Raw genomic sequence first — 26,655 nt, forward strand, 5'->3', positions numbered from 1 at the left:
CTCAGTGCTCCCTGACCAGCTCGGCGTACGGACCCGCGGCGGCGACCAGATCCTCGTGCCGGCCGCGCTCCACGACGGTCCCGTGGTCGAGCACCACGATCTCGTCGCTGTCGCGGACCGTGCTGAGGCGGTGGGCGATGACGACGCAGGCGCAGCCGCGGCGGCGCAGGTTGTCGATGATGACGTGCTCGGTCTCGGCGTCCAGGGCGCTGGTCACCTCGTCCAGGACCAGGATGCTCGGCCGCCGCACCAGCGCCCGCGCGATCTCCAGACGCTGGCGCTGGCCGCCGGAGAAGTTGCGACCGTCCTGTTCGACCCGGCTGTGGATGCCGCCCGCCCGGCGCGCGACGACCTCGTACAGGGCCGCGTCCTTGAGGGCCGCCACGACCGCGTCGTCCGGGATCGAGGGGTCCCACAGCGCGACGTTGTCACGGACCGTGCCCTCGAAGAGGAAGACGTCCTGGTCGACGAAGGAGACCGACGCGGCGAGCGCCCCGCGCGGGATGTCCTCCAGGCGCTGCCCGTCGATACGGATCGTGCCCTCCCAGGGCGCGTAGAGCCCCGAAATGAGCCTGGACACCGTGGACTTGCCGCTTCCCGAGCCGCCGACGAGGGCCACCTGCTGACCCGGTCCGACGGTCAGCGAAAACCCGGTGAGCAGAGGCTTGTCGAGCGGGCTGTAGCCGAAGGTGATGTCTTCGAGCGTGACATGGCCCTTGAGGCGGCGCGTGCTCGCGGCCGGTTCGGGGCGGGTGTGCAACGCGTCGACGGGGAAGTTCTCCACGTCTTTGAGGCGGGCCACGTCGGCCGCGAAGTCCTGGATGCGGCCCGCCACCCCGTTGAGGCGGGTGACCGGCGCGGTGAAGCGGGTCACCAGTGCCTGGAACGCGACGAGCAGACCGATCGAGATGTGCCCCTCCACCGCCCGCAGCCCGCCGATCCACAGGATCAGCGCACTGTTCAGGGTGGCGAGCAAGGGGGCGACGACACCGAGCCAGGCGCTCGGCACGCCCAGGCGCTGCTGCACCTCCAGGGTGGTGGCATGCTGGCCGGCCCAGCGGCGGAAGTACCCGTTCTCGCCACCGGTGGCCTTCATCGTCTCGATCGACTGGAGCCCGGTGTACGAGGTGTTGGTGAGCCGCGCGCTGTCGGCCCGCAGCTTCTGCGTGCCGGTGGCCCGCAGCCGTACGACGATCCGCATCGCCACGACGTTGAGCAGTGCGATGCCCACCCCGATGACGGTCAGCTGCGGATCGTAGGTCCACAGCAGGAAGGCGTAGAGCAGCACGACGATGCCGTCCACGGCCGCCGCGGTCAGATCGCGCGCCAGCGTCTCGGCGACCGCGTCGTTGGACTGGAGCCGCTGCACGAGGTCGGCGGGGCTGCGCTGCGCGAAGAACGTGACCGGGAGCCTCAGCAGATGCCGGAAGAAGCGGGCGCTGCTGAGCGTGGAGGAGATGATGCGCCCCCGCAGCAGGTTCGCCTGCTGGAGCCAGGTCAGCACCACGGTGAGCGCCACCATGGTGCCCATCGCCACGAACAGCACGCCCAGCAACGAGGTTTGACGGCCTATCAGGAACAGGTCGATGTACGTACGGCTCAGCGCGGGCAGCGTCGCGCCGACCGCCACGAGGAGCAGGCTGGCGAGCAGCGAGGCCAGCATCGTGCCCGTGGTGCCGCGAAGCCGCGCGGGCAGCGCGCCCATGACGCCGGGCTTGCGGCCGCCGCGCCGGAAGTCGGGGCCCGGTTCCAGGACCAGGACGACTCCGGTGAAGCTGGTGTCGAAGTCCTCCGTCGGCACGAACCGGCGGCCCTTGTCCGGGTCGTTGATGTGCACGCCCCGGCGCCCGAGGCGCCGTCCCATGCCGTCGTACACGACGTAGTGGTTGAACTCCCAGAACAGGATGGCGGGCGCCTGGACCTCGGCGAGCGCGGCCGGTTCCATCTGCATGCCCTTGGCCGTGAGCCCGTAACTGCGGGCCGCCTTCAGGACGTTGCTGGCCCGCGAGCCGTCCCGCGAGACGCCGCACGCGATGCGCAGCTCCTCAAGGGGCACATGGCGGCCGTGGTGGGCCAGCACCATGGCGAGAGAGGCGGCACCGCACTCCAGCGCCTCCATCTGGAGCACCGTGGGGCTGCGCACGGTCCTGGTCCGCCGTGCCTTGGGCGCCTGCCGCGCACGTGAACGGCGGCTGCCTCCCGGGGAGTTGGCGGGGCGCCGACGGCCGTGACCGGTGGGCGGGAGCTGCGGGGCGGTGGGGGAGGGGTGCGGTGCGGTCACGGGAGCAGCCAATCGATGGGACGCCGGTCGGCCAGGTGGACGGTGCCGGCGGCCAGGGTCATGGAGGCGACGGCGAACGGCGGGCCCCCGGCCGACGACCAGCGGTAGCCGGACTTCGTGCCGGGCGCGGGGTCGAGCTTCACAAGGACCCCCACGGGCCTGCCGTGCTGCGAGAACTGCTCGGCGAGCTGCGCGTCGCCGAGGAACGCGGCGATCTGCTCCTTGGTCTGCGGCGCCCTGCCGACCGCGGCCACTTGGCCGCGCAGCACCCCGTACTGTTCGCCCGGCACGGACTGCACGGCGAGGTCCACGGACGCGCCCACGGGAACACTCGCGACGCTGTCGCCGGGCAGGTACAGCATGGCGATGAGGGGGTCTTCGGCACCGTCGGTCCGCTCCACGCTCGCCACATTCGCGCCGGTGGCGACGACCGAGCCGATGGTGGCGGAGAGGCTGGTGAGACGGCCCGCGGCGATCGCCCGGACGGTCCGGTCGCCTTGCGCCGTACGGACCTTGAGGAGCGGCGCGTCGGCGGCTAGGGTCTGGCCCTCCTGGGCGAACACGCCGGTGATCTGGCCCGCCACCGGGCTCTGCAGGACATAGCTGCCCTGTGCGTGCGTGAGGATTCCGGGTGCGTCGATCGTGGAGGAAACGGAACCCGTCACGGCCCAGAAACAGGCGGCGGCCATGACCACCACAGTGACAAAAAGGACGAGCCTGCCCTGCGGGCGCGCGAAACGCACCGGCAGGTCGAGTTCCTCCGGTGACTGCAGTTTGGAAAGGGCCTGTTGGCGAAACTGCAAGAAACTCTTTCCTTAACCGTGAACCATCCGCAAATCATCCGCAAAGCCCCGGAACCGTGGAGGTTCCGGGGCTCACGCGCGATCTCAGAGACCGGCGACGAGGCCCGTGGCCAGGCCGGTGACGGGGGCGGTGTTCACGCCGGTGACCGAGCCGACGAGGCCCGTGACGGAGCCGACGATGCCGGAGACCGGGAGGATCGAGTCGGCGGTGCCGGTCACGTTGCCGAGCGCGGTGCCGACGAGGCCGCCGGACACGTTGTCGAGGTCGGCGTCGGAGATCTCAACGGTCTGAATCTGGGGAGCGTTGTTCATGGTGAGTACTGCCTTTCATGGGGACATTTCCTATCGGGAACTCCTTGCCGGGGCTCCCGCAGTGGCCAGGATCAAAACACGCCGACAGCTTTCACAGCCAATCGATCCGGCACTGGCCAGGGGTTCGGCACCGCTTTGAATTGCGGTCGCGTGCAGGTGTGTTCATGATTTGGGGTCAGATTCTTCACGAGCTTCACGAGTTGAATTCCTGGGGCCCAGGGCTCACTTTTCTCAAGTGGGACACTCCCGCACCAAAGCCCCGGCCGCCGGTCCGGACCCGAGTCCTGTCCGTGACCTCGGTGACGGGGTTGCGCATTCGATGTGCAGGTTCTCGGAAGGTGGCCCTCCGCTTGCCTCCTGGGCACGGGCCCGGCGCCGGACCCCGGAAAACCGGTGGCTCCAGGCACCTGCGCTTCATGATCCATAGGGGTACGGTTCGGGACATCTCCCTTCCCAGCGCCCGAGTTGGGGTGGAACGGCCGAGACAGGAGACAGGCCCATGCGCGCCGAGGAGTCCAGCGATGCGGGTGCCCCGTGCGGAGACGCCGTGTCCGACGGGGGCATGGAGCCGTGGCCGGTTCAGCTGGCCACGGCGCTGAGCGACGGGGGCCCCGAGCTGGAGGGGGTGCGGCGCGTCCAGGGTGAACTGGCGCGCCTGGGCGGCCGGGTGCCGTTCCGGGTCGTGCACGACTGGTACGCGTCCACGGTCGTGCCGATGCTGGTGGAGGCGGCCGCGCGACGAGGCGAGGACACCGGCCTGCTGGTGGCCGTCGGGCAGTTGCACGCCCGCGCCCTCAAGGGCGAGCGGATCGAGGCGACCGAATGGACCGGCGCCCTCGAACCGGCCCTGCGGGAGGTGTACGGCTCCGCCTATCCCTACGCAGAGGCCCACGCCACCGCCTCCGCCAACGCTCATGCGTACGCGATGGCCAACGACTACGGCGCGGCCGAGGCGACACGGTTCGCGGCGACCTACGCCGACCTCAACACCACGGCCAACGCCCGCTCCTACGCCGTGGCGAACGCCCTCGCCAACGCCCGGGCGGTCGCGCTCGCCTACGCGAACGCCGACGGGCAGACCTATGCGGCGACCTACCCGTACGCCCGCGTCAACGCGTACGCCCTCGCCTGCGCGGGCCCGGACGAAGGAGGGGGTGAGAGGGCAGGAGAGGGAGTGGGCGAGGGGCGGCGCGCGGCCTGTGGGCGGCTGACGGACGGCTTCGCGGACAGCCTCGCCCGCGTATGACCGGCCTGCGTGACCGACCGGACTACGACTCACATGCATCTGGACCGCATGCGTCCGTGAAGGCGGACCGGGCCGTCAGGCCAGCGGGCGCTGCCCGTTGATGGCGACGCGGCGGCCGTAGCGCGAGTGCGGGTAGTAGTCCCAGGTCGCATGGTGCTGTACGCAGCGGTTGTCCCAGAACACCAGCGTGTTCGGGGCCCACCGCACCCGGCAGTTCAGGAAAGGGGTGCGGGCGATCTGGTCGTACAGCAGGTCGAGCAGCGCCCTGCTCTCGGCGCGCGACAGTTGCACGATGTGGGAGGTGTAGGCGCCGTTCACGAACAGCAGCTTGCGGCCGGTGTCCGGGTGGCGCACCACCACCGGGTGCTCGGTCCTGGGTGCGACGTATCCGTCGGGCGGTGTCGCGCCCTGCCAGGGCAGCAGCCCGTCGTGTACGGCGGTGAGCCCGTCGAGGAGGGACTTCATGGGGGGCGACAACATCTCGTACGCCAGATGCATGTTGGCGAACAGGGTGTCGCCGCCGCTGCCCGCCTCGGGGGTGCGGGTGATGTAGAGCATGGAGCCGAGGGACGGCTCGGCGTCGGCGGTCCCGTCGGCGTGCCACCCGTTGCCGGCCACCGCGCGCGAGTCCTTGGTGGTGCTGATTTCGAGGACGTACGGATCGGAGCCCTCGGCGGGCAGCGTCACCGGGTGGAGCTCGCCGAAGTACGCGGCGAACCGCTTGTGGTCCGCGTCCGACAGCTCCTGATCGCGGAACACGAGCACGTGATGGGTGAGGAAAGCCCGTTTCAGCTCGGTGAGTTGATCGTCGGTGAGCTCCTTGGACAGGTCGAGACCGGACACCTCGGCGCCGATCAGCGGGGTCAGCGGGTCGAGGGAGAGGGTGTGGTGGACCTCCGGCGGGCGGGTGGTGATGCGCTCGATGGCGTCCAGCGCGAACTGTTCCATGCTGTCCTCCTGATGAGTGGGGGTGGGGGTCGTCGTTCAGAGGCCTCGCGCCAGCAGGTCCGCCAGGATCAGCCGGCCGAAGGCGAGGTTGCCGTGGATGGTGTCGTCGGGCTCGCAGAACTCGGCTCGCTGCACTCCCCGTTCATCAGCGACGCGTGAGCGCAGGTCGACGATGTCCACACCGAGTTCGACGAGCGCCCGGCGGACGGTTTCCTGGGCCGCCATGAAGACGGCCGGGTCGGACAGGCCGGGCACGCGCTGCGGCGGCATCACCGCGAGGACCCGGAGGCCCAGGGCGCGCGCATGGCCGTAGAAGGCGAGCGCGTCGCGCACCGTGGCGCGGATGACGGCGTCGAAGAGGCCGCTCGACAGGAAGCCCGCCGGGAAGCCGCCGCCGGGGACCCGGTAGATCCGCCAGTTCTCGATGGTGGCGAGGAAGTGCGCGCTGAACCCGAAGGTGCACACCAGCGGGACACCGATTCCGCCCAGGTGGGCGACGCCCAGCCCGGCCAGGAACCTCCGGTAGAGCGCGTCCGCCTCGGCCTTGCGGAAGACGACGTCGTCCCCGCGGGCATCGAAGAACTCCGCGTTGAACTCCCGCCCGGCCCCGACCGGCCCACCCTGGAAGGGGATTCCGGCCCCCTTGGCGGCCCGGCCGATCGGCCCCGCGTGAGAATCACCAAGTAGCAGGAATCTAGGGGTGGTTGGTGCACTAGCGGGGGTTGTAGTAGTCGAGTACGGCGTCATCGCACCAGAGGTCCTCTCCCGCTCGGGGCCGGACGGCGCGGTCCGCCGGGGGCTCGGCCGGGCGACGGGCGAGCGCGTCGAAGAAGCGGCCCATGACGAAGGCGACGCCCTCGGGGGTGACCGTGCGCAGGTTCGGCTCCAAGAAGGCCGCCTTGAACGGGAAGCCGGTGACCATCTCGTACGCCGGGAAGTAGTCGACGTACGCGCACTCCTCGGCCAACTGCCCGGACACCGCGCGCAGTACGGACTTGGAGTACGTCGTCGCGGTGAGCGCGTGGCTCCCTGTCGCGGTCGCGGTCAGCGGCACCGGGGAAACGGTGAGCAGGACGCGCAGCCCCGGATTGGCGGCGCGGGCAAGACCGATCGCCGCGGACAGGTCGTGGTGGACCTGGGCGAAGGTGTAGTTGTGGAACACCTGCTGTTCGGGGTCGAACGTGCCGCGTACGGTGCCGGGGCACACCGGATGGACCGTGCCATGTGTGCGGTCCCGCCAGGCCTCGGTCAGGCCCAGCGTGAAGACGAGGCAGTTCGCCTCGGCGACGGCGGCACGGATCGCGGCGAGCGTCGCCTCGCGGGCCGTAAGCACCTCCTCGGCCGAGGCATGGCCATGGGGCTCGACGCTCGGCCGGAACGCGTCGAAGAAGCGGCCGTCCTCGCGCCAGACCCCCTCAGGTGCGTCGGTCTCGCCGTACGCCCAGCTCAGCCACTGTCTGAGCATCGCGGCGGTGTAGACGTTGCCGGTGCGGAACGAGAACACCCCGTAGTGCCGGGCCTGCCGCTCGGCTTCGCTGAGCCCCGGCGGCGCGGGCTCGGCCTCGCGCCAGTTCATGCCGCGCTCGACCAGGGCGCGCCCGATGTGCCGGGCGAAGCAGGACCCGGCGGTGAGGACGACGTCGTCCTGGCCCACGGCGAACTTGGGGCTCCACAGCCCGTCGATGTCCATCGGGTCCGGCTCGGCGACGGCGGTACGCCAGAACGAGCGGGCGGGCAGCGATGAGTACGGGTTCATGGTGTGGGCCTCGACTCGTCGGACGAAGGAGATGAAGGAGACGTAGAAGGTGAAGGAGGCGCCGGTGACGTAGGAGTTGGAGGAGATGAGAGGGACGGGGGAGACGTGGGCGTGGGCGGGGGCTCCGCGTTGATCGTCCGCGCGATGGTCTGCACGTGCGGCGGCCGTACGAGGTCGTAATGGGTGGTGTCAAGAAGCTCCCCGTCGCTGGAGAGTGTCAACTGGCCATGCCACAGCTCCAGTTGATGATCGGGCGAGCCCAGGTCCGGGAGCCCCGGCACCGGTCTGGTCGCCAGCCACAGCCGGGTCGGGGTGCGGGGGAGCGGCGGCAGTTCGTGCCGCGCCATGCTCGCCAGATTGGCCCGGCAGCAGCGCGCGAGCCGCTCCGCGTACGCCAGCGCCTCCTCGCTCGCGGGGGCCGCGGTGTTCCCCTGGCCCAGCTCGTGGACGAAGACCGCCTCCAACTGGGTGCCGTCGTACGCCTCGAAGCGCGGGCCGGCGTCGGGCGGCGGCGGGTCGAGCAGATAGAGCCCCTCGACGGGCCGCCCGGCCGACTCCGCCTCGACGGCCATCCCGTGCGCGACCCAGGCGCCGAAGGACCAGCCCGCCAGGCGCCAGTACCAGAGGCCGTGCGGGAAGCGGGCCTGGAGAGCGGCGTGGTAGTGCCGGGCCCGCTCGGCCAGGGACCACGGCGACGGCACGGCCTCGCGCAGCGCCGGGTCCGCGATCAGGCAGACGGTGAAGCGCGGATCGAGCACCGGGACCAGCGCCCGGTACGCCTGGATGTCGCCGCCGACCGGATGCACCAGACACACCACTTCGCGCCCGGTGCCGCGCTGCCAGACCTCCACCGGCACCGGGCCGCCGTCGACCTGCTCGTCCTGATCAAGCGGCTCGTCCTGATCGAGCAGGCCGAGGATCTCGGACAGGCTCGCCTCGTGGCTGAGCTGGGACAGTTCGAGGTCGGTCCCGCAGTGCCGCTTCACCTTGCTGATGACGTCGAGCATGGTGAGGGAGTCGGCGCCGTAGTCGTAGAGGGAGACCTCCGGATCGACCTCGTCCACACCCAGCCATTCACACAGCCAGACCGTGAGCAGCTCGGCGATGGATGCGGATTCCTCCCTCTGAGCGTCGCCGGGCGCCTTGCGGGAGGCGTGCGCTTCCCCACCATAGAACGCGCTCGACTCCTCAACGTCCGTGGTCGATATGAGGAGTTGGGGCAGCTGGAGGCGCAGGACCCTGCCGAAGAGGCGCTGCCCTTCCTTGAGCGTCAGGCCGACCGCCAGGTGTGCCTGATGGCGCCGGTCGGTGGCGAGGGCGTCGCGCGCCATGCCGGCCTCGTTCCAGACGTCCCAGCCGATGCCGATCCGTACGGTGCTCTCCGAGGGGCCGCCCCGATGGCGTGCGAAGCCGTCGAGGAGGCCGTTCGCCGCGGCGTAGTCGAACTGGCCGACCCCGCCGAACAGGGCCGACATCGACGAGCAGTACGCCGCGAAGCGCGGCCGGCGCTGCGCGATGAGCCGCTCGACCAGCAGCGCGCCACCCAGCTTGGCCGCGGTGGCCGCCCGCATCGCAGTGCCGTCCCGCCCGCCGATCAGACCGCCGCCCGGCATGCCCGCCGCGTGGACCACCCCGTCGATGCGATGGCCGAGCCGGTCGATGCGGGCCAGGATGGCCCGCGGGTCCTCCTCGGCCAGGTCGGCGGCGATCAGCTCGACGCGGTCCGCCCACGGCGCGAGGCTGTCGGGCAGCCGGGGTCGCCGGGCCAGCAGGATCACCCGGCGCGCGGACTGCGAGAGCAGCCAGGCCGCGATGCCCGCACCGATGCCCCCGGTGCCGCCAAGGACGAGATGGACCCCGTGGGCTGCCTCCGGCGCGTCAGCCGTCTCGGTGGCGGTCACTTTCAGAAGCGCCTGCTGCCACCAGTAGCCCTGCCGCAGGGCGAGCCGCCGAGGCAGCGAGGAGGCGTCCTGGGCGAGCACCGCCGCGAGCGGCGCCGCCCATTCGGCGGGATCACTGCTCGGCAGATCGATCCAGCGACCGTCCACCCCGTACTCCTGCGGCGCCACCTCGCACACCCCGGCGAGGAGCCCCAACTCCGGTCGTTCGACGTCCCGTTCGACAGGCTGGGCCTCGTACGAGAGCCACCAGAGCCGGATGCGTCCGGCGTCGGGGAAGCCCGCCAGCGCCTGGAGGAGGGCCGCCGGCGCGTCGAGGCAGGCCCAGCGGGCACGCTCCATCGCGTCCACGCCGACCTCCCCGTCGACCGCCAGCGGCAGCGCGTGCAGCCAGTCGACGCGCGCCCCGGCCATGTCCGGCAGCGCGTCGAGCAGCCGCCGCAGCGACGCCGGATCGGCTGGGTCGACCTCGAAGCGATCGTCCGCAAGCCGCGCGAACGCGTCGGCCGCCTCGACCCGTACGACCCGCCCACCGCCGGTTCGCAAGGCGTGCAGCGCCTCGGCCGCCAGGGGTCCCGCGGTCATCACCACGAGCAGCCCGGGCGTCCCTGGCGCGGATACGGCACGGCTCCGTCGCACCCAATGCGGCTGGTGCAGCCACGCCTCCTCGGGCAGCCGCTGCGGCCAGGTCCCGGGATCGGCTTCCGGTCGGGACCGATGCGGCCGGGGGTCTGTCCCGGCCTCCGCCAGGATCCGGTGCGGCCTGGCTTCGGCCGCGGTCTCCGCCCGGTACTGCGGCGGCCCGGAAGCGGTTTCGGCCTCGCCTCGCGACCGCTGCGGCCGGCGATCCGCCTCCGCCCGCGGGAAGTCGTACGCCGCCAGGTCGAAAGCGGGCGGCGGGAAGTCCCAGGGTGCCTGGGCCGGCCCCGGCGGCCACTCGACCGCGTCACCGGCGAGCCAGGCGGCCACGACGTCCGAGGCCGCCAGGTCTTCGGCCCGGCAGGTCCGCCCGCTCGGCACCACGCCGACCCCTGCGGCGGTACGCAGCCAGGCCGAGGCGGCAGCCGCGTCCGGGCACACCGCCCCCGCCCGGTACCGATGCGCCGGCCGCCCGGCCTGGAGGTGCCGCAGTACGGCCCGGTATTGCTCGGGCCGGGATTCGAGGTGGCCGGCGATGCGCCGGGCGTCGATACGCAGCGCCGCCTCGCTGCGGCTGGAGAGGAGAAGGGCATCATGCCCGGAAGTGCTCAACTCCCCGGCGGGCTCGGCCTGTTCGAGCACCAGATGAGCATTGGTTCCGCCGATGCCGAAGCTGCTCACCGCGGCGATCCGGGGCCGGCCGGCGGGCCAGGGCCGGGCCCGGGTCGGGATGTAGAACGGGGCCGGATCGTGGCCGATCCGCGGATTGAGCCGTCGGAAGTCGACGGTCGGCGGGATCACTCCGTGGTGGACCGCGAGGGCGGCCCGCACCAGGCCCACCACGCCCGCCGCCGCACCCAGATGCCCCAGCTGGCTCTTCACCGACGAGAGTGCGCAGCGCTGCCCCTCCGCGGCGTCGAGCTCGGCGGGGTCGAGGCCGTACGCCTGGCGCAGCGCGCCGGCCTCCACCGGGTCGCCGAGCCGGGTACCGGTGCCGTGGGCTTCGACATAGCCGAGGTCGGCGCCGGTGCGGCCGCTGCGGCCGAGGGCGGCGCGGATCACCTCGCGCTGCCCGGCGAGCGAGGGAGCGCTGTAACTGAGCTTCCCCGCACCGTCGTTGTTCACCGCCGAGCCGGTGATCACCGCGTACACCGTGTCGCCGTCGCGCCGCGCGAGCCGCAGCGGCTTCAGCACCACGACGCCGACTCCGCTCGCCCCGATGGTGCCGTCGGCGTCGTCGCTGAACGGGCGGCAGTGGCCGTCGGGGGAGAAGATGTGCTGCGGCCGGTAGGCGTAGCCGTCGCTCAGCAGGGTGTCGACCAACACGCCTCCCGCCAGCATGAGTTCGGCCTCACCCTGACGCAGGAGCCCGACGGCGACATGTACCGCCACGAGCGAACTGGCGCAGGCGGCCTGCACGGTGAAGGCCGGACCCGACAGATCGAGGTGGTAGGCCACCTTGGTCGTCAGGAAGTCCTTGTCGTGGTGCAGGGCGAGCTGGAATCCGTCGGGCAGCCGCTCGGGATCGGCCTCGCGGAGCAGGCTCTGGAAGTACGTGTTCTCGCCGCAGCCCGCGACGATCCCGATGCGCCGCCCGCCCGGATCGGCGATCCCGGCATGGGCCAGCGCCTGCACGGAGCTCATCAGGAGGTGCCGCTGCTGCGGATCCATCAGGCGGGCGTCATGGCGGCTGATGCCGAAGTGCTCCGGATCGAAATCGAGCAGCCCCGCCATCTGACTCCGGGCCCCGACCAGTCCCTCGGCCGCGTCGAAGTGCTCGATGCCGCGTCCTGCGGATGTCACCAACTCCCAGAAGGAGTCCAGGTCGTCGGCTCCGGGAAGCCGGACCGCCATGCCGATGACGGCGACGGGTTCGTCAGCCGGGTGCGTACGGTCGGAGCTCCGTGCGGCCCCTCGCGGGCCCGGTGCGGTCTCTCCCGCGCGCCCGTCGAGGAAGCCCGCGAGGCTCCGTATGGTGACGTGCTCGAACAGGTCCGGGATCGTGAACTGCGGGCCGGGTTCGGCGGTGCAGCGCAGATGGAAGCGCATCAGGTCCAGGCTGGAGGCGCCCGCGTCGAAGAAGCGCTGCCCGGGGTCGATCGGCCGGCCCGTCACCCCCTGGAACAGCTCGCTGAGCCGTGACTCGCGCGCCGACAGGACGGGCGCCGCGACGGCGCGCGGGCGCAGCTCCTCGCCGGGCGCGGACAGGACCGTACGCCGGTCGAGCTTTCCGCTGGGCGTCAGCGGCAGCGCGTCGAGCCGCCGGAACCGGTCGATCCGAACGTACGGAGGGAGCAGCGTCGCCAGATGGCTCGCGAGGCTCTCCGGTGTGGGCGACTCGCCGCGGCACTGCAAGCAGGCCACCAGGCGCTCGCCGTCGTGCACCACCACCGCGTTGACGACGCCGGGACAGCGAAGGAGCGCCGACTCGATCTGGCCCAACTCAAGCCGGTGGCCGCTGAGTTTGATCTGCTGGTCGTCTCGGCCCAGGTAGTGGAGCAGGCCCTGGCGGTCGAAGCGGGCCCGATCGCCGCTGCGGTAGAAGCGGCCGAGTCCCGGCAGCTCGACGAAGCGGGACTCGTTGAGCGCGGCGTCGCCCAGGTAGCAGGGCGCGGCCATCGGGCCGCCGATGAGGAGACGGCCGGACGACCCTGGCGGCACGGCTTCGTCGTGCTCGTCCACCACCCGCAGCCGGGCTCCGGCGACGGGGCGGCCGATGGCGGGACGAGCCGGCCAGTGCTCGGGGTCGCCTTCGAGGCACAGGGCGCTGACCACATGCGTCTCGGTCGGCCCGTAGTGGTTGAAGAGCCGCGCGCCGGGCATCCCGGCGAACCATCGGCGGATGGCGTCCGTGCACAGCAACTGCTCGCCCGCGGTGACCACTTCGCGGAGTTTCGAGGGGTGACGGCCGAGCCGGACGCCGTGTTCGGCGAGCAGTTGCAGGGCGACGTAAGGCAGGAAGATCCGCTCGACGCCCGCCGTTTCGAGCTGGTCCAGCAGAGCCGGCGCGTCCTGCCGCAGGCCCGGTCGCGCCAAGTGCAGGGTCCCGCCGCCGCACAGGGTCGTGAAGATCTCCTGGAACGACACGTCGAAGGACAGCATGGAGAACTGCTGCGTGACGGCACCCCCGGCGAGTCCGCCCGCCTCGCTCTGCCAGTGCAGCAGGTTGCACAGCGTGCGGTCGGGGACTTGGACGCCCTTGGGGGTGCCCGTGGAGCCGGAGGTGAACAACGTGTACAGCGGCCGGACCCCGTCGTGCGGCGGCAGCGCGGGCGCCGCGGCGGTCGACAGCGTCACGACGTGCCGTACGAGCCCGTCGGAGGCGATCGCGTCGACGGCGGCCTCGCCGGCCGGCGCGACCAGGACGCACAGGGGCCGCACCTGATCGAGGATCTGCCGCAGCAGTGCCGGTGGATAGGCCGGGTCGAGCGGCACGGCGGTGAGGTTGAGCCGCGCGAGCGCGAGCAGCGCCACGACGTGCTCGACCGACGGCTCGAAGTGCAGGGCGACACTGCCGGCCGCACCGCCGGGCGCCTGAGGCAGCGGGAACCGTGACTGCAACTCGAACACCAACGCAGCTGCGTAGACGCCGAGTTGGGCATAACTGACGCTGCGATCGGGCGTCACGAGTGCGGGTGCGTGCGGCGACAGCCGGGCTTGTCGGGCGAAGCCTTCGGCGACGGTGGTGAAGGAGAGGAGAGTCGCGGCGCCGATGCCGGGGTCCGGCAGGCCGCGTCGGTAGGGGGCCACCAGGTCCGCCAGGGTCGGATCGCCGGAACCGGCCGCCAGGCTGTCGAGGCCGCGTCCGAACAGCTCGGCCATCGCCCGCACTTCGTCCTCGTCGAAGTGGTCGTCGGCGTACTCCCACAGGCAGTCGAAACCGCTCTCGCGCTCGACCACGGACAGGGTGAGGGGGCATTTGGCATCGGCCGGGGCGAGCCACTGCGGCCGGGCGGCGCAGCCGGGCAGCGCCAGCGCGCCGAAGTCCGTGTTTTCGAGTACGAACATGAAGTCGAAGGGTGGGCCGTCGGGGTGCACACCCCGGTCGACCAGGGCGTCGGCCAGCGCCACGCCCTGCCGGTCGAGCACGGCCTGAATGTCGGCGGCCTGGCGTACGAGCTGGCGACGCAGAGTCTCCCCCGGCGCCGAACCGAGCGGCAGGAGAACGGTGTTGGCGAACATGCCCACACAGGACTCGAACTCCTGCACCGGCCTGTTGGCCACCGGCCCCGCGATCCTCGGGCGCGCCCGCCCGGTCACGCCGTACAGGCTCCAGGCGAAGACGCTGAGCAGCACCTGGAAGCGGGTGAGCCCCAGCTCGGCGCTCAGCCGGTCGAGGGTGGCGCGACGACCGGGGTCGAGCGAGGCGCGATGGAGCCGGCCGGAGGAGCGGGGGCGGAGCGGCACCAGCGGCGCGTCCTGAGTCTCGACAGCACCCAACTGCCGTGCGAGCGAACGGCGTTGGTCGGCGTACGCGGCGCTCCCGAACCAGTCGGACTGCCACGCGGCGTAGTCGAGCGGTGTGGGGGGAGCGTCCTCCTCCGGTATCGGATCCCCGGTCAGTGCGGCCGCGTAGTCGGCCGAGAGCTCGCGGAAGATGACGTTGAGCGACCAGCCGTCGACCGCGATGTGGTGCAACTGGAGCAGCAGTACACCGCCTTCGCCCTCCGGCAGCAGGCACGCCCGCACGAGGTGCGGGTCCGCCAGGTCGAAGGGCGTCGAGAAGAGCTGGCGGGCGAAGGCGCGCCAGTCCGAGGCCGGCTCGGGGTCCGCCTCAAGCCACGGGTCGTACGCCTCCGCGACCTGCTGCGTCAGCCCCTCGGGCGTGGGTGCGAAGGCGGTGCGCAGGGCTGGGTGGCGTGCCACGAGCCGGCTGAGCGCCTGCCGCAGCGCGGCGGTGTCGAGCACCCCCTCCAGGCGGAAGGCGAGGCCGACGTTGTACGCGCTGGAGCCCGGATCCCGCTGTTGCAGCAGCCAGAGCCGCTGCTGCTCGGAGGTGGCCGGCGCCGAACGCGCACCCGCGGGAGCGGCGGGCACCGGGTAGAGGGATTCCTGCGGGCGGCCCGGCGTGATGGCGGCGGCCAGTTGCTCGAAGTCGCCTCGCAGCACCACGGACGGGGCCAGTTCGCAGCCCCACTGACGGCGAATCTCGAAACGCAGCCGCAGGGCCTTGAGGGAGTCCCCGCCATTGGCGATCCAGCTGTCGCCGAGGCGCAGCCCGGGTACGTCGAGGATGCGCGAGGCCATGTCGAGTACGGCCTGCTGGTGGGGAGTTGTGGCCACCGACGCCGTATCGGCGCGCCAGGGCGGGGTTCCGCCGGACAGCAGCGCGGCCTGGTCGACCTTGCCGTTGGCGTTGAGGGGCAGCTCGTCGACCAGGTGGACTCGATGGGGCCGCATGTAGGAGGGCAGGCCGTTCGCGAGGTGCCGGTCGAACTCGTCGTGCGACAGGTCGGCTCCGAGCACCACATGGGCGAGGAGCTCGTTCGCGCCGCTTTCGGGGTCGCGGCGCGTGCAGACGTAGGCCTGGCGTACCGCGGGATGGGCGACGATCTGCCGCTCCAGCTCGCCGGGTTCGATGCGGAATCCGCGCACTTTGACCTGCCGGTCGGCGCGTCCCACATAGCTGAAGCCGCCGTCGGCATGCGGGCGGACCAGATCGCCGGTGCGGTAGTGGCGGACGTCGCCGAGCCACGGCAGCCGGACGAAACGGCGGGCCGTCTCCTCGGGAAGGTTGCGGTACCCGATGGCCAACCCCTCGCCGGAGAGCAGGAGTTCGGCCACCTGGCCCGGCTCGGCCGGTCCGGATCCGTAGACCACCGCCACGGCGGACGTGCCGGGCAGGGCGCGCCCGATCGGCACCACGTGGTCGTGGAAGTCGCGCGGGATGGGATGGCAGAGGGCGAAGGTGGTGGACTCGGTGGGGCCGTACACGTTGTAGAGCCGGGTCGTGCTGCCGGCGTTGTCGCGGTACCAGCGCCGGATCAGCCGCGCGTTGAGCTGCTCCCCGCCCACCAGGACCTGACCGACCCCGGCGAAGCAGTGCGGCATCCGGTCGACCACCGCGTTGAACAGCGCGACGGTGATGAACGCGGTGTCGATGCGCTGTGCCTCCAGGGCTGCCGCGAGGAGGTGCGGCGTCTGGGCGGTCGCGTCGTCGAGGATCACGCAGCAGCCGCCGGTCAGCAGCGGCACCCAGACCTCGAAACTCAGCGCGTCGAAGGCGGGGTTGGAGAGGCAGGCGTAGCGCGCGGCCGGGTCGAGCTCGATGTAGCCGGGGCGCGCGAGGCGCAGGATCCCGGCATCTCGCACCTCGACGCCCTTGGGGCGGCCCGTGGTGCCGGAGGTGTAGAAGAGGAACGAGGGCGAGGAGGAGGAGAGCGAGGAGAGGGGCGGGGGCGCGGGGGCGGGCGACGCCGGAGCCGTGTCGTGCGGCAGCTCGGGTCTCTCCCCGTCGCTCTCGTGCAGCAGATCTTCGGCACTCAACTGGCATACGTCATCGGTCAGTTGAGACCCCGGGCCGTGGACCACCGCGACACTCGCGGAGTCGGCCAGGATGTGGCTGCGGCGGTCGGGCGGGCTCTGCGCGTCGAGCGGCACCACCACCGCGCCGAGCCGCCGGATCCCGAGCATGACGCAGACCAGCCGCCAGGAGCGCGGCAGGCACACGGCCACCGCCTGGCCGGGGCGCACCCCGCGGCGGCCGAGGACCCGCGCGACCGACGCGCTCGCGGTGTCGAGCTCCGCGTAGGTGAGGGAGCGCTCACCATCGACGACGGCGACCGCGTCCGGGGTGCGGCCCACCTGCGCGAGCACGCTCTCGGCGAGGCCGGCGGCGGAGAGGGCCGGGGTGTCGTCCTCGGTGAGGCAGGGGGAGGAGGACAGGGATTCGTCCGGTCTGGCTGCCATCATGCCTCCTGGGCGTGGGCCGAAGCGGACTGGCTTGTGGACTGCCTCGTGGGCGTCCTCGCGGGGAAGGGGAGGTGGCGTGCCGCGCTTTTACGCAGCCGCCCCAGCTCGGCGTCGATGAGCGCTGCCACTCGGGGCAGGGCGGGGTGCTCCAGGACCTCCCAGTGGTCGCAGTCCAGCGGTTCCACGACGAGGCCGTCGCGGGTGTGGTCGGCCCAGAACTCCCGTACCTGGACGGCGGATCGGGGATCCTGGGTGCCGCCCAGAGCCTGGACCAGGACCAGCCGGGCGGACGTCGACGCGGGCCGGTGGTCGCGGGCGGTCAGCCGGTTGTGGTTGTACAGCTGGAAGTACTGGTCGATCTGGCGGTCCTCGATGCCGGGGTACATCCCGTTGAACTTGACGAGCTTGTCGCGGAACTCGGCCATCTCCACCGGCTCGACCAGCGCCTGTTCCGCCGGATCGGCCGTGGCCTGCGTGTCGAGCAGGACCACGCTCAGCTCGGGGTGCCCGGCCAGCGCGAGACGGCGGCCCATCTCGTGGGCGACCAGACCACCGTAGGAAAGGCCGGTCAGGACGAGCGGCCCGTCAGCGAGGGGCTCGATGAGGCGGAGGTACTCCTCGGCCATCGCCTCGACCGTGGGCAGGAAGGCTTCGCCCGGGTTGACCCCGGGCGACTGGATTCCGTACACGCCGTACGAATCCGGCAGCGACTTGGCCAGCGAGAGGTAGCAGAACGCGGTGCCGCCCGCCGGATGGACGCAGACCACGCGCCCGGCGCCGTCGCCCGCGCGGAACTCGATCAGGTTGCTCGGCGGCGGACCGGTGACGCCTTCGCGCAGTCGGCCGCCCAGCGCCTCGATGGTGGGGTGCTGGATGATGTCGCGGACCGGAAGGGACTCGGCGAACGCCTCGCGGATCGCGTGCGCCATCTTGATCGCGGAGATCGAACTCCCGCCGATGTCGAAGAAGTTGTCGCCGATGCCGATCTCCGGCCGCAGGAGCAGGCGCTGCCATATGTGATAGAGCGTCAGCTCGATGTGGTCGCGCGGGCTTGTCTGGTTGACCTGGGCGGGTCCGCCCGTGTGGGCGAGTTCGAGCAGGGCCGTGCGGTCGAGCTTGCCGTTCGGGGTTCCCGGCAGTCGCGGCAGCTCGATGAAGAGCGCCGGGATCATGTAGTCGGGGAGCCGTCGTGACAGGGCGGCGCGCCACTGCGCGGGCAGGCGCGGCTCACCCTCGCTGCGGCCGACGGCGGCAACCAGGCGCTGCTCGCCCGTCGCGAGCCGGTCGGCGAACACCGCGGCCTCGTACACGCCGGGCTCCTCAAGCAACGCGGCCTCGATCTCGGCCGGTTCTATGCGGAAGCCGCGCAGCTTGAGCTGGTGGTCGCTGCGGCCGACGTACTCGGCGTTGCCGTCGGGCAGCCAGCGCGCGAGGTCGCCGGTGCGGTAGGCGCGCGCGCCGGGGACGAAGGGGTCCGGCAGGAAGCGCTCGTCGGTCAGATCCGGGCGGCCGAGGTAGCCGCGGGCCAGGCCCGCGCCGCCGATGTACAGCTCGCCGGGTACGCCGATCGGTACCGGTTCCAGGTGCTCGTCGAGGAGATAGACCCGGGTGTTGGCCAGTGGCTTGCCGATCGGGCACTGCCGCGCCAGGGGCTGTGGGTCGAAGTAGGCGGTGCTGTAGAGCGTGGCCTCGGTCGGCCCGTACCCGTACAGGACGCGCAGCCCCGGCAGCGCCTGTGTCATGCGGTGCAGGGCCTGCTCTGGCAGGGACTCGACGCCGGTGAGGAGCCGGCGCAGCGCGAGGCCGGCGAGCCGGCGCTCCGGGTCCTCGTCGATCCACTTGATGAAGGCGGGAGGCAGGAAGGCCTGCGCGATGCGGCGGGTGCGCAACCAGTCCATGAGCGCCTCGGGGTCGCCGCGCAGTTCTTCGGGTACGAGGTGCAGGGCGGCTCCGCTGGTCAGCGGCAGCAGGATCTCGTGCACCGAGGCGTCGAAGCCGATGCTCGACCACATGGATGCCGCCTCGTCGGGTGCGGAGCCCATCCGGGCCAGCCAGTGGTCGAAGAGGTTGACAACGTTGCCGTGTGTCACCGCGACACCCTTGGGTCTGCCGGTCGAACCCGAGGTGTAGATGACGTACGCGAGATCGTCCGGGGTGACCGGGACGCGGGGCGCGTTGTCGCTGCGGCCTTCGGTTTCGACCGCCGACAGTGACTGCCAGCCGGCCGGCGGTGTCGTCGCGTCGCTCAGCACCAGGGCCGGGGCCGCGTCGGCCACCAGGTGGGCGAGGCGCTCGGCGGGCAGTCCCGGATCGAGGGGGAGATAGGCGGCACCGGCTTTGAGGATCCCGAGGACGCCGACCACCAGCTCGGCCGAGCGCCCGGTGTGCAGGCCGACCACCTGATCCTTACGGACACCGCGGGCGATCAGGGCGTGGGCCAGCCGGTTGGCCCGCCGGTCCAAGCGGGCGTAGTCGAGCCGCTCGTCGCCGCAGAGCAGGGCCAACTGACCTGGTCTGGAACGTACTTGGTCCTCAAAGCGTTCGACCAGGCCGGTCTCCGACACCGGCCGGGCAGTGTCGTTCCAGTCCACGATCAGCTGCCGGCGCTCCCGCTCGTCGAGCAGGGACAGGGTGGCCGCTTCCCGCTCGGGGCTCTCGATCATCTGCTCAAGAACACGTTTCAAATGGCGGGCATGACGTTCGGCGGTTTCGGCGTCGAAAAGAGCGTCGGCATAGTCCAGCGTGCCGACCACACGTCCGTCCTCTTCGCCCAAGGACAGCGCCAGATCGAATTTTGCGGCGGTGGACGGCGAATCCAGCGGAGCCACCTCGATGCCCGGCAATTTCACCTCGCCCTCCTCGTTGTTCTGCCAGGCGAACATGGTCTGGAAGACGGGAGTGTGGGCGAGCGTGCGGGGAGGATTGACGAGTTCGACGACCTGCTCGAACGGCAGATCCTGGTGCTTGAGGGCCGACAGCGTCGCACCTCGTACGCGGCCGAGCAGCTCGGCCACCGAAGGAGCGCCGGAAAGGTCGATGCGCAGGGCAAGCGTGTTGACGAAGAAGCCGATCAGGCCTTCGAGTTCGGTACGACGGCGATTGGCGACGGGCGTGCCGATCACCAGGTCCCGCTGGCCGGAAAGGCGGGAGAGAACCAGGGCCCAGCCGCTCAGCACGGTCATGAAAAGGGTGCTGCGATGACGCCGACTGAATGCGGTGAGGGCGGCGGTAAATTCTTCGCCGAAGTTGATCCGAACATTCCCGCCGCCGTAATTCTGCTCTGCCGGGCGAGGGTGGTCGGTGGGGAGTTCCAGCAGCGCGGGAGCGCCCCTCAGAGTCTCGCGCCAATAGTCGGCCTGCGAGGCCAGCGCGCCCTCGGACAGCAGTCGGCGCTGCCAAGCGGCGTAGTCCGCGTACTGCACGGCGAGTGGTGGCAGCGGGTCGGGCTCACCCTGGGTGAACGCGGCGTACAGTGCGCCGAGTTCGCGGGTGAGCACTCCCGTCGACCAGCCGTCCGAGATGATGTGATGCATCGTCAGGAGTAAGGCGTGTCTGTGCGGCGCCAGTCTGACCAGGCGCCCCCGGATCAGGGGTCCCCGCTCCAGATCGAAGGGAGCGGCGGCCTCCTCGCGTTGCAGCGCCGCGAGTTGTTCGTCCGCGTCGGGCAGGCCGGTGAGGTCGTGTCGCAGGAGAGCGAAACCCGTTTCGGGTGGATCGACTCGCTGGACGGCTTCGCCCGCCACCGCGACCAGGCGGGTCCGCAGTACTTCGTGCCGGGCGACGAGCGCGTCAAGTGCACGGCTCAACGCCCCATGATCCAGGGCACCTTGAAGCATCATCCAGAGCGGCATGTGGTACGCCTCGCTCGCGCCCCGCAGCTGCGACAGGAACCACAGCCTCTGCTGTGCGAAGGACGCAGCCGGCGGTGCGGTTCGGCCCACCTTTGTCACCGCCGATGTTACCGCCGAGTTCTGTGAATTCTGCGAGGTCTGCGAGTTCGGTGCGCTCTGTGAAGCCTGCTTCGGTGCGTTCTGCTTGGGTGCGTTCTGCTTAGGGGCCGAAGGCGGTTGCTCGGGAAGGGAATTGGGGGTCGTTCGGTTCGCGGGCACAGCGGTTCTTCCCCTCTGCGGGAGGCTTGTTCAAGGGGGTCAAGGGGTTCGCGGGAGGTCGCGGGGGATCGCAGGGGTTGCTGAATTTCGGTCAGGGTGATGCGGCGGGTCGGGAAAATCGTCGCCCGGCGCAGGGGAGCTGAGGGGGAAGTTCCCGCCGCCGTCGGGGCATGCGATCGAGGGCCGCACTCGCACCGTCGGCCGGTTTGGTCTGACCGCGATGATTGATCAGTGCCGCCGAGCCTGTCAATGGTCGACTGTTCGGATCCGCCCCAACTCGCGTGCCAGGCCTGGCATTCCGGGGGCGGTGTGGTCCGGCCGGGTGGATGTAGCGAGAAGTTAAGGAGATTGATCAAGCTATTGCGTATTCGCGTCGGCATCAGGCAGATTGAGTCAGCCGATCGGAGGGGCTTGTTCCCGCCGCGGTACCCGGGGGATGTGCCTTTGCTACCGAGACCGCATTGACGGTGACAGGACGTGTTCGATGTCCGCAGCCCCTGCCGAGTCCGATCCCGAGTCCCATCCTGGGCCCAACCCCGCGTCCGGTCCCGGGCCCGCCCCCGAGCCGCGCCCTGCCGCTGAGTCCGAGTCCGCCCCTGCGTGCCAGACCCGACCGCGTCTCACTTCGCCGCGTCCCGCCTCCGCCGCGCAGAGCGGCATCTGGTTCAACGAGCAGTTCGACAACTGTCTGACGGTTCATCACCTTCCGTTCTCCGTACGCTTCGAGGGCGATCTGGACGTTTCCGCGCTGCGGCGGGCCGTCGCAGTCATCGTGCGCAGGCACGAGGCGCTGACCAGCGCTGTCGAGGACCGGGCAGGTGCGCCTTTTCTGGTTCCGGCCGCCCAGTCGCCCGAGCTCGTTGTCGAGCGGTACGGCGTCGAACGGGACGTCCCGGGCGCGGTGCGGCGGCACATCGTGGCGCCCTTCGATCTCGCCCGCGGGCCGCTGTGCAGGCTGGTGCTGCTGAGCGCCGGGCCGCGCGAGCACCTGTTGCTCGTCGTCGCCCACCACCTCGTCTTCGACGGGCAGTCGATGGGCCTGCTCCTGGCCGACCTCGCCGCGGTCTACCGGGCCGAGGCGACGGGAGTCGATGCCGGGCTCCCGGAACTCCGCCCGGCCGAACCGCCGGGTGCCGAGGAGGAGCGGATCGCCGCCAACTTGCCCTGTGCACAGGCCTATTGGGCCAGGCATCCGCTCACCGACGACGAGGTGGTACTGCCCGGGCTTGAGCGCCCCGCTCACGGGGTGGCCGAGGGCGACTCGGTGGAGTTCCGCTTCCCCGAAGAGCTGCGCGAACGCCTCGACCCGGTGGCGCGCCGGGTCGGCGTGACCCGCTTCGAGCTGATCGTGGCGTCCCTGCACGCACTCCTGTTCCGGTACGGCAACCGCGCCCCGGTCACCGCGCTGGACCTCGGCACCCGCACCCCCGAGCAGCGGGACCGTATCGGCGTGTACGTGAATGAGCTGCCCTTCTCCTCCATGCCGGAAGCCGACGCGACCTTCGGGGAGTTCGCCCGCGCGGTGCGCGCCGGGCTGCGCGAGCTGTACCCGGTGCGGGACGTGCCGCTCGGGCGGGTCGGTGTCGGGGTGAAGCCGGGCGTCGCGCTGGCCCAGGTCTCGATGTCGTACCGCCGCCCGGACGCCGTGCCCGACTTCCCCGGGCTCACGACGCGGGCCGACTGGTCGCCCTCCAGCCACACGGCACGTAACGCGCTGCGTATCGAAGTCGCCGATGCGCCGGGCGAGTTGAGTGTGCTGCTCCAGTGCCCGAAGCGGGATGCGTGGCCCGATGCGCCGCGGAGCATCGCCCGTCACTGGCTGACGTTGTTCACCCGGGCGGCCGCCGACCCGGACACCGCGCTCGCCCACCTGCCCCTGCTCGACGCCGATGAGCGCGAGCGCCTGCTCGCCGAGTGGAACGACACGGCCGTGGAGCGGCCCGCGAAGACGGTCCTTGAACTGTTCGCGGAGCAGACGGCCCGCACGCCCGACGCGGTGGCCGTCGTACACGGCGACCGCCATCTCACCTACGCCCAGTTGGACGCCGCGTCCGAACACCTCGCGGACCGGTTGCGCGGCAAGGGCGTCGGACCCGGCGACCTCGTCACCGTACGGGCGAAGCGCTCGGAGCGGCTTGGCGTGGCGCTGCTCGGGGTGCTCAAATCGGGGGCGGCATACATTCCGCTGGACCCTGAATACCCCTCAGAACGCGTGGAGTTCATCGCGACGGACTCGAATGCCGCTGTGGAGCTGAGTGAGTCCGACCTTGTCGAAGGTGTCGACACGTCGGCAATTGACGAAGGGTCAGTTTGTGTGGGTGGCGATGCCGGACGTCCCCGGCAGGCCGCCGCTCCGGCCGACCTCGCGTACGTCATCTACACCTCCGGTTCGACCGGCCGTCCCAAAGGCGTACAGATCGAGCACCACTCGCTGACCAACCTCCTCCTGTCGATGCGTGACCTGCTCGACTCCGGGCCCGCCGACAAGTGGCTCGCTCTGACCTCGATGTCGTTCGACATCTCCGGGCTTGAGCTGTTCCTTCCGCTGATCACGGGGGCCACGGTGGTCGTGGCGGGCGAAAGCCAGACGTGCGACGGTACGGCGCTGCGCGAACTCGCCGCCCGGCACGGCATCACCCACATCCAGGCCACCCCGACCGGCTGGGCAATGCTCCTCGACGCCGGCTTCGACGACCCAGCCGTCACGGCGCTGACCGGCGGCGAGGCCCTCCCGCCCACGCTCGCGCGCAGACTGCGGCCCAGGGTCGGACGGCTCATCAACGTGTACGGCCCGACGGAGACCACCATCTGGTCGACAGCGGACGAGTTCGCGGTGGACGGCCTCGACGTGGACGACGTCACTGAGCACGGGCGGCTCGCCATGGACAACGCCACCGAGCGTGACGTCATCCACGGCGACGTCACCGAGGGCGACGTCACCGAGGGCGACGTCACCGAGGGCGACGTCACCGAGGGCGACGTCACCGAGGACGGCGTCACCAGGGAGCCGGATCGAGTGACGATCGGCCGGCCGCTGGCCAACACCCGTACCTATGTGCTCGACGCACACCTGGCGCCGGTTCCTGTGGGTGTGGCGGGCGACCTGTACATAGCTGGGGCCGGGCTCGCCCGCGGCTACCTCGGCCGGCCGGACCTGGACAGGGAGCGGTTCCTGCCCGACCCGTTCGGGCCGCCCGGCAGCCGGATCTACCGCACCGGAGACCGGGTGCGCCACCGGGACGACGGGCGCCTTGAGTTCCTGGGCAGGAATGACGACCAGATCAAACTCCGGGGCTACCGGATCGAACTCGGCGAAATCGAATCGAGGCTCCTCGCCGTGCCCGGCGTGGACCGGGCCGCGGCAGCCGTACGGGATGGGCGCCTGGTCGGCTACCACGTCGGCGACGCGGACCCGGGTGTCGTACGGCGGGCTCTGGCGGTGTCGCTTCCGGCGTACATGGTTCCGGAAGTCCTCGTCGCGCTCGACGCCCTGCCCCTCACGCCGAACGGAAAGCTCGACAGGGGTTCCCTGCCCGCCCCACCCGACGCGCCCGCCCCGTCACCCACGGCGGGGGACACCCCGCTGGAAGCGGTACGAGAGGTGTGGTGCGAGGTGTTGCGGCTGCCCGAAGTCGGCGACACCGAGGACCTGTTCGACCTCGGAGGCCACTCGATCACGATGACCCAGATCTCGGCCCGGCTCCTCGACCGGCTGGGCGTCGATGTCCCTCTGGACGCGTACTTCGAGACCCCGACCGTGCAAGGGATCGCGGCGGTCGTGGCCGAGCTCACCCGCCAGAATGAGTCACCTGTACAGAAGGTGAATCAGAGGTGAATACCGCGGGGAATTGCCTGGGCCCACAGGTCATCGGGCGCGGATCGGCCACGAAACTCATCAGTGGGTGGATGGGGGTGGTCCTCCGGGTGAAGTGTGCGCGAGGATGGCGTCATGACCGCGGCTCATCGCGCCATGGACCAGTTGCAATCATGGCCGAACCTGGTAAGTGGCCCACCCCGGTGCGCAGTGGGGGAGGCGCTTTTCACGTCGGAATACGAAGTGGTGCATTTCCATTCCGGATTCGCGGCCGACCTGCACCTCACCCACATGGCGATCGAGCGGCTCCGCCCCGAGCTGCGGCACAGCACGGCGATACGTCTGAAGCCCGGGTCGGCGTGGGTCACCATACTGCTCGACTGCGACTCGGATGTGGACCTGCTGCTCACGCTGGTCAGCGTCGCCCTCAAGGCGCACACCGGCAGCCCGCCGAACCTCCTCCCTTCCCCGTGCACCTGGTACCGCCCCGCCGGTCCGCTCCAGCGCGTGCCGGAGCGGACCGTCCTGGAACTCCCGGCCACGGGTATGTTCCCCGCTGCTCGGCGGGCGGTCGGGCGGTTCCTCCCACATGGGCCCCGGCCGGTCTGAGGGCCGCCGTTCTGTGTGGTCGGCCCACATGTGCGGGCGGTTGACCCACATGCGGGCCGGCCCCATGCCGCCGCCCGACCGAATCCGGGCGGGGCTCAGGGCCACGCTGGCATCAACGGCCTTGCAGCGTCTTGACGTTGTCGCCGAACGTCCAGTTCTTCGAGCCGTCCCAGTTGATCGACCACGTCATCAAGCCCTTGAGCGCACCGTTGTAGGAATTCCAGGACTGGGAAACCTGATGGGACGCCATATAGCCGCCCCCGGCGCCCGGTTGGGCCGGAAGCCCCGGCACCTGCTTGTCGTACGGCACCTTGATCGTGGTGCCCTGTACTACGAGGCCCTTGTTGAGGCAGGTGGTCTGCGCCGTGAACCCGGCGACTGTACCGGCCTCGTACGAATCACCGGAGCAGCCGTACATGCTGCCGTTGTAGTACTGCATGTTCAGCCACCACAGCCGGCCGTTGTCCGCGTACTTCTTCACGATGGGCAGGTATGCGCCCCAGATGGAGCCGTACGTCACGCTGCCCCCGGTGACGTACGCCGTCTCCGGGGCCATCGTCAGGCCGAAGTTCGCGGGCATCTGTGCGAGGACGCCGTCGATGATGCGGATGAGGTTGGCCTGTGAGGCCGACAGGGCGTTGATGTTCCCGCTGCCCACCAGGCCGGTCTCGATGTCGATGTCGATGCCGTCGAAGCTGTACTGCTTGAGGATCGGCACGATGCTCGCAACGAACCGGTCGGCGACGGCGCTCGAACTGAGATCGATGCCGGCCGCGGCCCCGCCGATGGACATGAGGACCGTCTGGCCGGACGCCTTCGCCTGGCACATCTCGGCGGGCGTGGGCACCTTCACCGTCGCGTCCATGCCGTCCTCCCACAGCACGGTGCCGTCCGAACGGATCACGGGGAAGGCCGCGTTGATGACGTTGTAGCCGTGGCCGCTGATGCGGGAGTCGGTGACAGGGATCCAACCCAGCGGCGGATGAACGCCGTTGGCGGCTCCGTCCCAGTTCTCCCAGTACCCCTGGAGCACCTTGCCCGAGGGCCTCGACTTGATTGCGCAGGTATCGGCCTGAGATGCATTCGGCGCCGCGGCCACCGGGGCCTGCGCGGCGAGAGCCAGCACCAGGCCGACTCCCAGCAGACGTAACGTACGACCGATCATGCTGTGCTCCTTGCCTCCGGGAGCGGCTGCGTGGGGGCGCGACGGCTCCTGGACCGTGGGGGGACCTGAGAGCCTGTGTCTAAACCCCGCCCGGGCCCGCGGTGTCTGGCACGCACTCCCCCAAGGCCTTAAGGGCCAGGGGGGACCCCCATGCCGCGTTGCC

12 protein-coding genes are annotated in these 26,655 nt (G+C 70.9%); 3 read left to right on the top strand and 9 right to left on the bottom strand.

What is annotated here, in order from left to right; translation table 11 throughout:
• Position 1: 1 nt before the first annotated feature.
• The 3 genes from ACWC2B_RS25635 to ACWC2B_RS25645 form a co-directional block, all read right to left on the bottom strand.
• A complete protein-coding gene (locus ACWC2B_RS25635; RefSeq protein WP_450720413.1) occupies positions 2–2,281 on the bottom strand; it encodes an NHLP family bacteriocin export ABC transporter peptidase/permease/ATPase subunit in 2,280 nt (759 codons plus the stop codon).
• Positions 2,278–3,084: an HlyD family efflux transporter periplasmic adaptor subunit gene (locus ACWC2B_RS25640; protein WP_450720415.1), complete on the bottom strand. Its 807-nt coding sequence runs from the start codon at positions 3,082–3,084 to the stop codon at positions 2,278–2,280. The genes ACWC2B_RS25635 and ACWC2B_RS25640 overlap by 4 nt, the downstream gene beginning before the upstream one ends.
• Positions 3,085–3,168: 84 nt before the next feature.
• Positions 3,169–3,396, bottom strand: a complete 228-nt coding sequence (locus tag ACWC2B_RS25645) for a type A2 lantipeptide (protein WP_450720417.1) — start codon at positions 3,394–3,396, stop codon at positions 3,169–3,171.
• A 499-nt stretch (positions 3,397–3,895) separates the two neighbouring features.
• Here ACWC2B_RS25645 and ACWC2B_RS25650 point away from each other — a divergent pair, with 499 nt between their 5' ends.
• Positions 3,896–4,642 (top strand): SpcZ, encoded by a 747-nt coding sequence (locus ACWC2B_RS25650; protein ID WP_450720419.1) that lies wholly within the window; start codon positions 3,896–3,898, stop codon positions 4,640–4,642.
• A gap of 75 nt (positions 4,643–4,717) precedes the next feature.
• On the opposite strand, the gene ACWC2B_RS25655 is transcribed toward ACWC2B_RS25650, so the two are convergent.
• From ACWC2B_RS25655 to ACWC2B_RS25675, 5 genes are read right to left on the bottom strand one after another with little or no spacing between them, the layout of a single operon-like run.
• Positions 4,718–5,590 (bottom strand): TauD/TfdA dioxygenase family protein, encoded by an 873-nt coding sequence (locus tag ACWC2B_RS25655; RefSeq protein WP_450720421.1) that lies wholly within the window; start codon positions 5,588–5,590, stop codon positions 4,718–4,720.
• A gap of 36 nt (positions 5,591–5,626) precedes the next feature.
• Positions 5,627–6,337 carry a hypothetical protein gene (locus ACWC2B_RS25660; RefSeq protein WP_450720423.1) on the bottom strand — a complete coding sequence of 237 codons (711 nt, stop codon included), beginning with the start codon at positions 6,335–6,337 and terminating at the stop codon, positions 5,627–5,629.
• A complete protein-coding gene (locus tag ACWC2B_RS25665) occupies positions 6,303–7,346 on the bottom strand; it encodes a GSCFA domain-containing protein (protein ID WP_450720425.1) in 1,044 nt (347 codons plus the stop codon). The genes ACWC2B_RS25660 and ACWC2B_RS25665 overlap by 35 nt, the downstream gene beginning before the upstream one ends.
• The gene (locus ACWC2B_RS25670; RefSeq protein WP_450720427.1) at positions 7,343–16,792 is read right to left on the bottom strand and encodes an amino acid adenylation domain-containing protein; all 9,450 of its coding nucleotides are present in this window, start codon (positions 16,790–16,792) and stop codon (positions 7,343–7,345) included. Before ACWC2B_RS25670 ends, ACWC2B_RS25665 begins: the two co-directional genes overlap by 4 nt.
• Positions 16,792–20,904 carry a non-ribosomal peptide synthetase gene (locus ACWC2B_RS25675; RefSeq protein WP_450720429.1) on the bottom strand — a complete coding sequence of 1,371 codons (4,113 nt, stop codon included), beginning with the start codon at positions 20,902–20,904 and terminating at the stop codon, positions 16,792–16,794. The genes ACWC2B_RS25670 and ACWC2B_RS25675 overlap by 1 nt, the downstream gene beginning before the upstream one ends.
• A gap of 484 nt (positions 20,905–21,388) precedes the next feature.
• On the opposite strand from ACWC2B_RS25675, the gene ACWC2B_RS25680 reads away from it, so the two are divergent.
• Together ACWC2B_RS25680 and ACWC2B_RS25685 are read left to right on the top strand one after the other, a co-directional pair.
• Positions 21,389–24,739 carry an AMP-binding protein gene (locus ACWC2B_RS25680; protein WP_450720431.1) on the top strand — a complete coding sequence of 1,117 codons (3,351 nt, stop codon included), beginning with the start codon at positions 21,389–21,391 and terminating at the stop codon, positions 24,737–24,739.
• A 222-nt stretch (positions 24,740–24,961) separates the two neighbouring features.
• The gene (locus ACWC2B_RS25685) at positions 24,962–25,327 is read left to right on the top strand and encodes a luciferase domain-containing protein (protein ID WP_450720433.1); all 366 of its coding nucleotides are present in this window, start codon (positions 24,962–24,964) and stop codon (positions 25,325–25,327) included.
• 112 nt (positions 25,328–25,439) lie between these two features.
• Here the strand turns inward: ACWC2B_RS25685 and ACWC2B_RS25690 are convergent, their stop codons facing one another.
• Complete coding sequence (locus tag ACWC2B_RS25690) at positions 25,440–26,492, bottom strand: chitinase (protein ID WP_450720435.1); 1,053 nt, start codon at positions 26,490–26,492, stop codon at positions 25,440–25,442.
• Positions 26,493–26,655 lie beyond the last annotated feature (163 nt).

The organism is Streptomyces sp. NPDC001415 (genome assembly GCF_053597395.1).

Coding starts and splice junctions, on each gene's coding strand:
- ACWC2B_RS25645 (WP_450720417.1), bottom strand. CDS start 3,396: ATGAACAACGCTCCCCAGATTCAGACCGTTGAGATCTCCGACGCCGAC.
- ACWC2B_RS25665 (WP_450720425.1), bottom strand. CDS start 7,346: ATGAACCCGTACTCATCGCTGCCCGCCCGCTCGTTCTGGCGTACCGCC.
- ACWC2B_RS25670 (WP_450720427.1), bottom strand. CDS start 16,792: ATGGCAGCCAGACCGGACGAATCCCTGTCCTCCTCCCCCTGCCTCACC.
- ACWC2B_RS25650 (WP_450720419.1), top strand. CDS start 3,896: ATGCGCGCCGAGGAGTCCAGCGATGCGGGTGCCCCGTGCGGAGACGCC.
- ACWC2B_RS25690 (WP_450720435.1), bottom strand. CDS start 26,492: ATGATCGGTCGTACGTTACGTCTGCTGGGAGTCGGCCTGGTGCTGGCT.
- ACWC2B_RS25680 (WP_450720431.1), top strand. CDS start 21,389: ATGTCCGCAGCCCCTGCCGAGTCCGATCCCGAGTCCCATCCTGGGCCC.
- ACWC2B_RS25655 (WP_450720421.1), bottom strand. CDS start 5,590: ATGGAACAGTTCGCGCTGGACGCCATCGAGCGCATCACCACCCGCCCG.
- ACWC2B_RS25660 (WP_450720423.1), bottom strand. CDS start 6,337: ATGACGCCGTACTCGACTACTACAACCCCCGCTAGTGCACCAACCACC.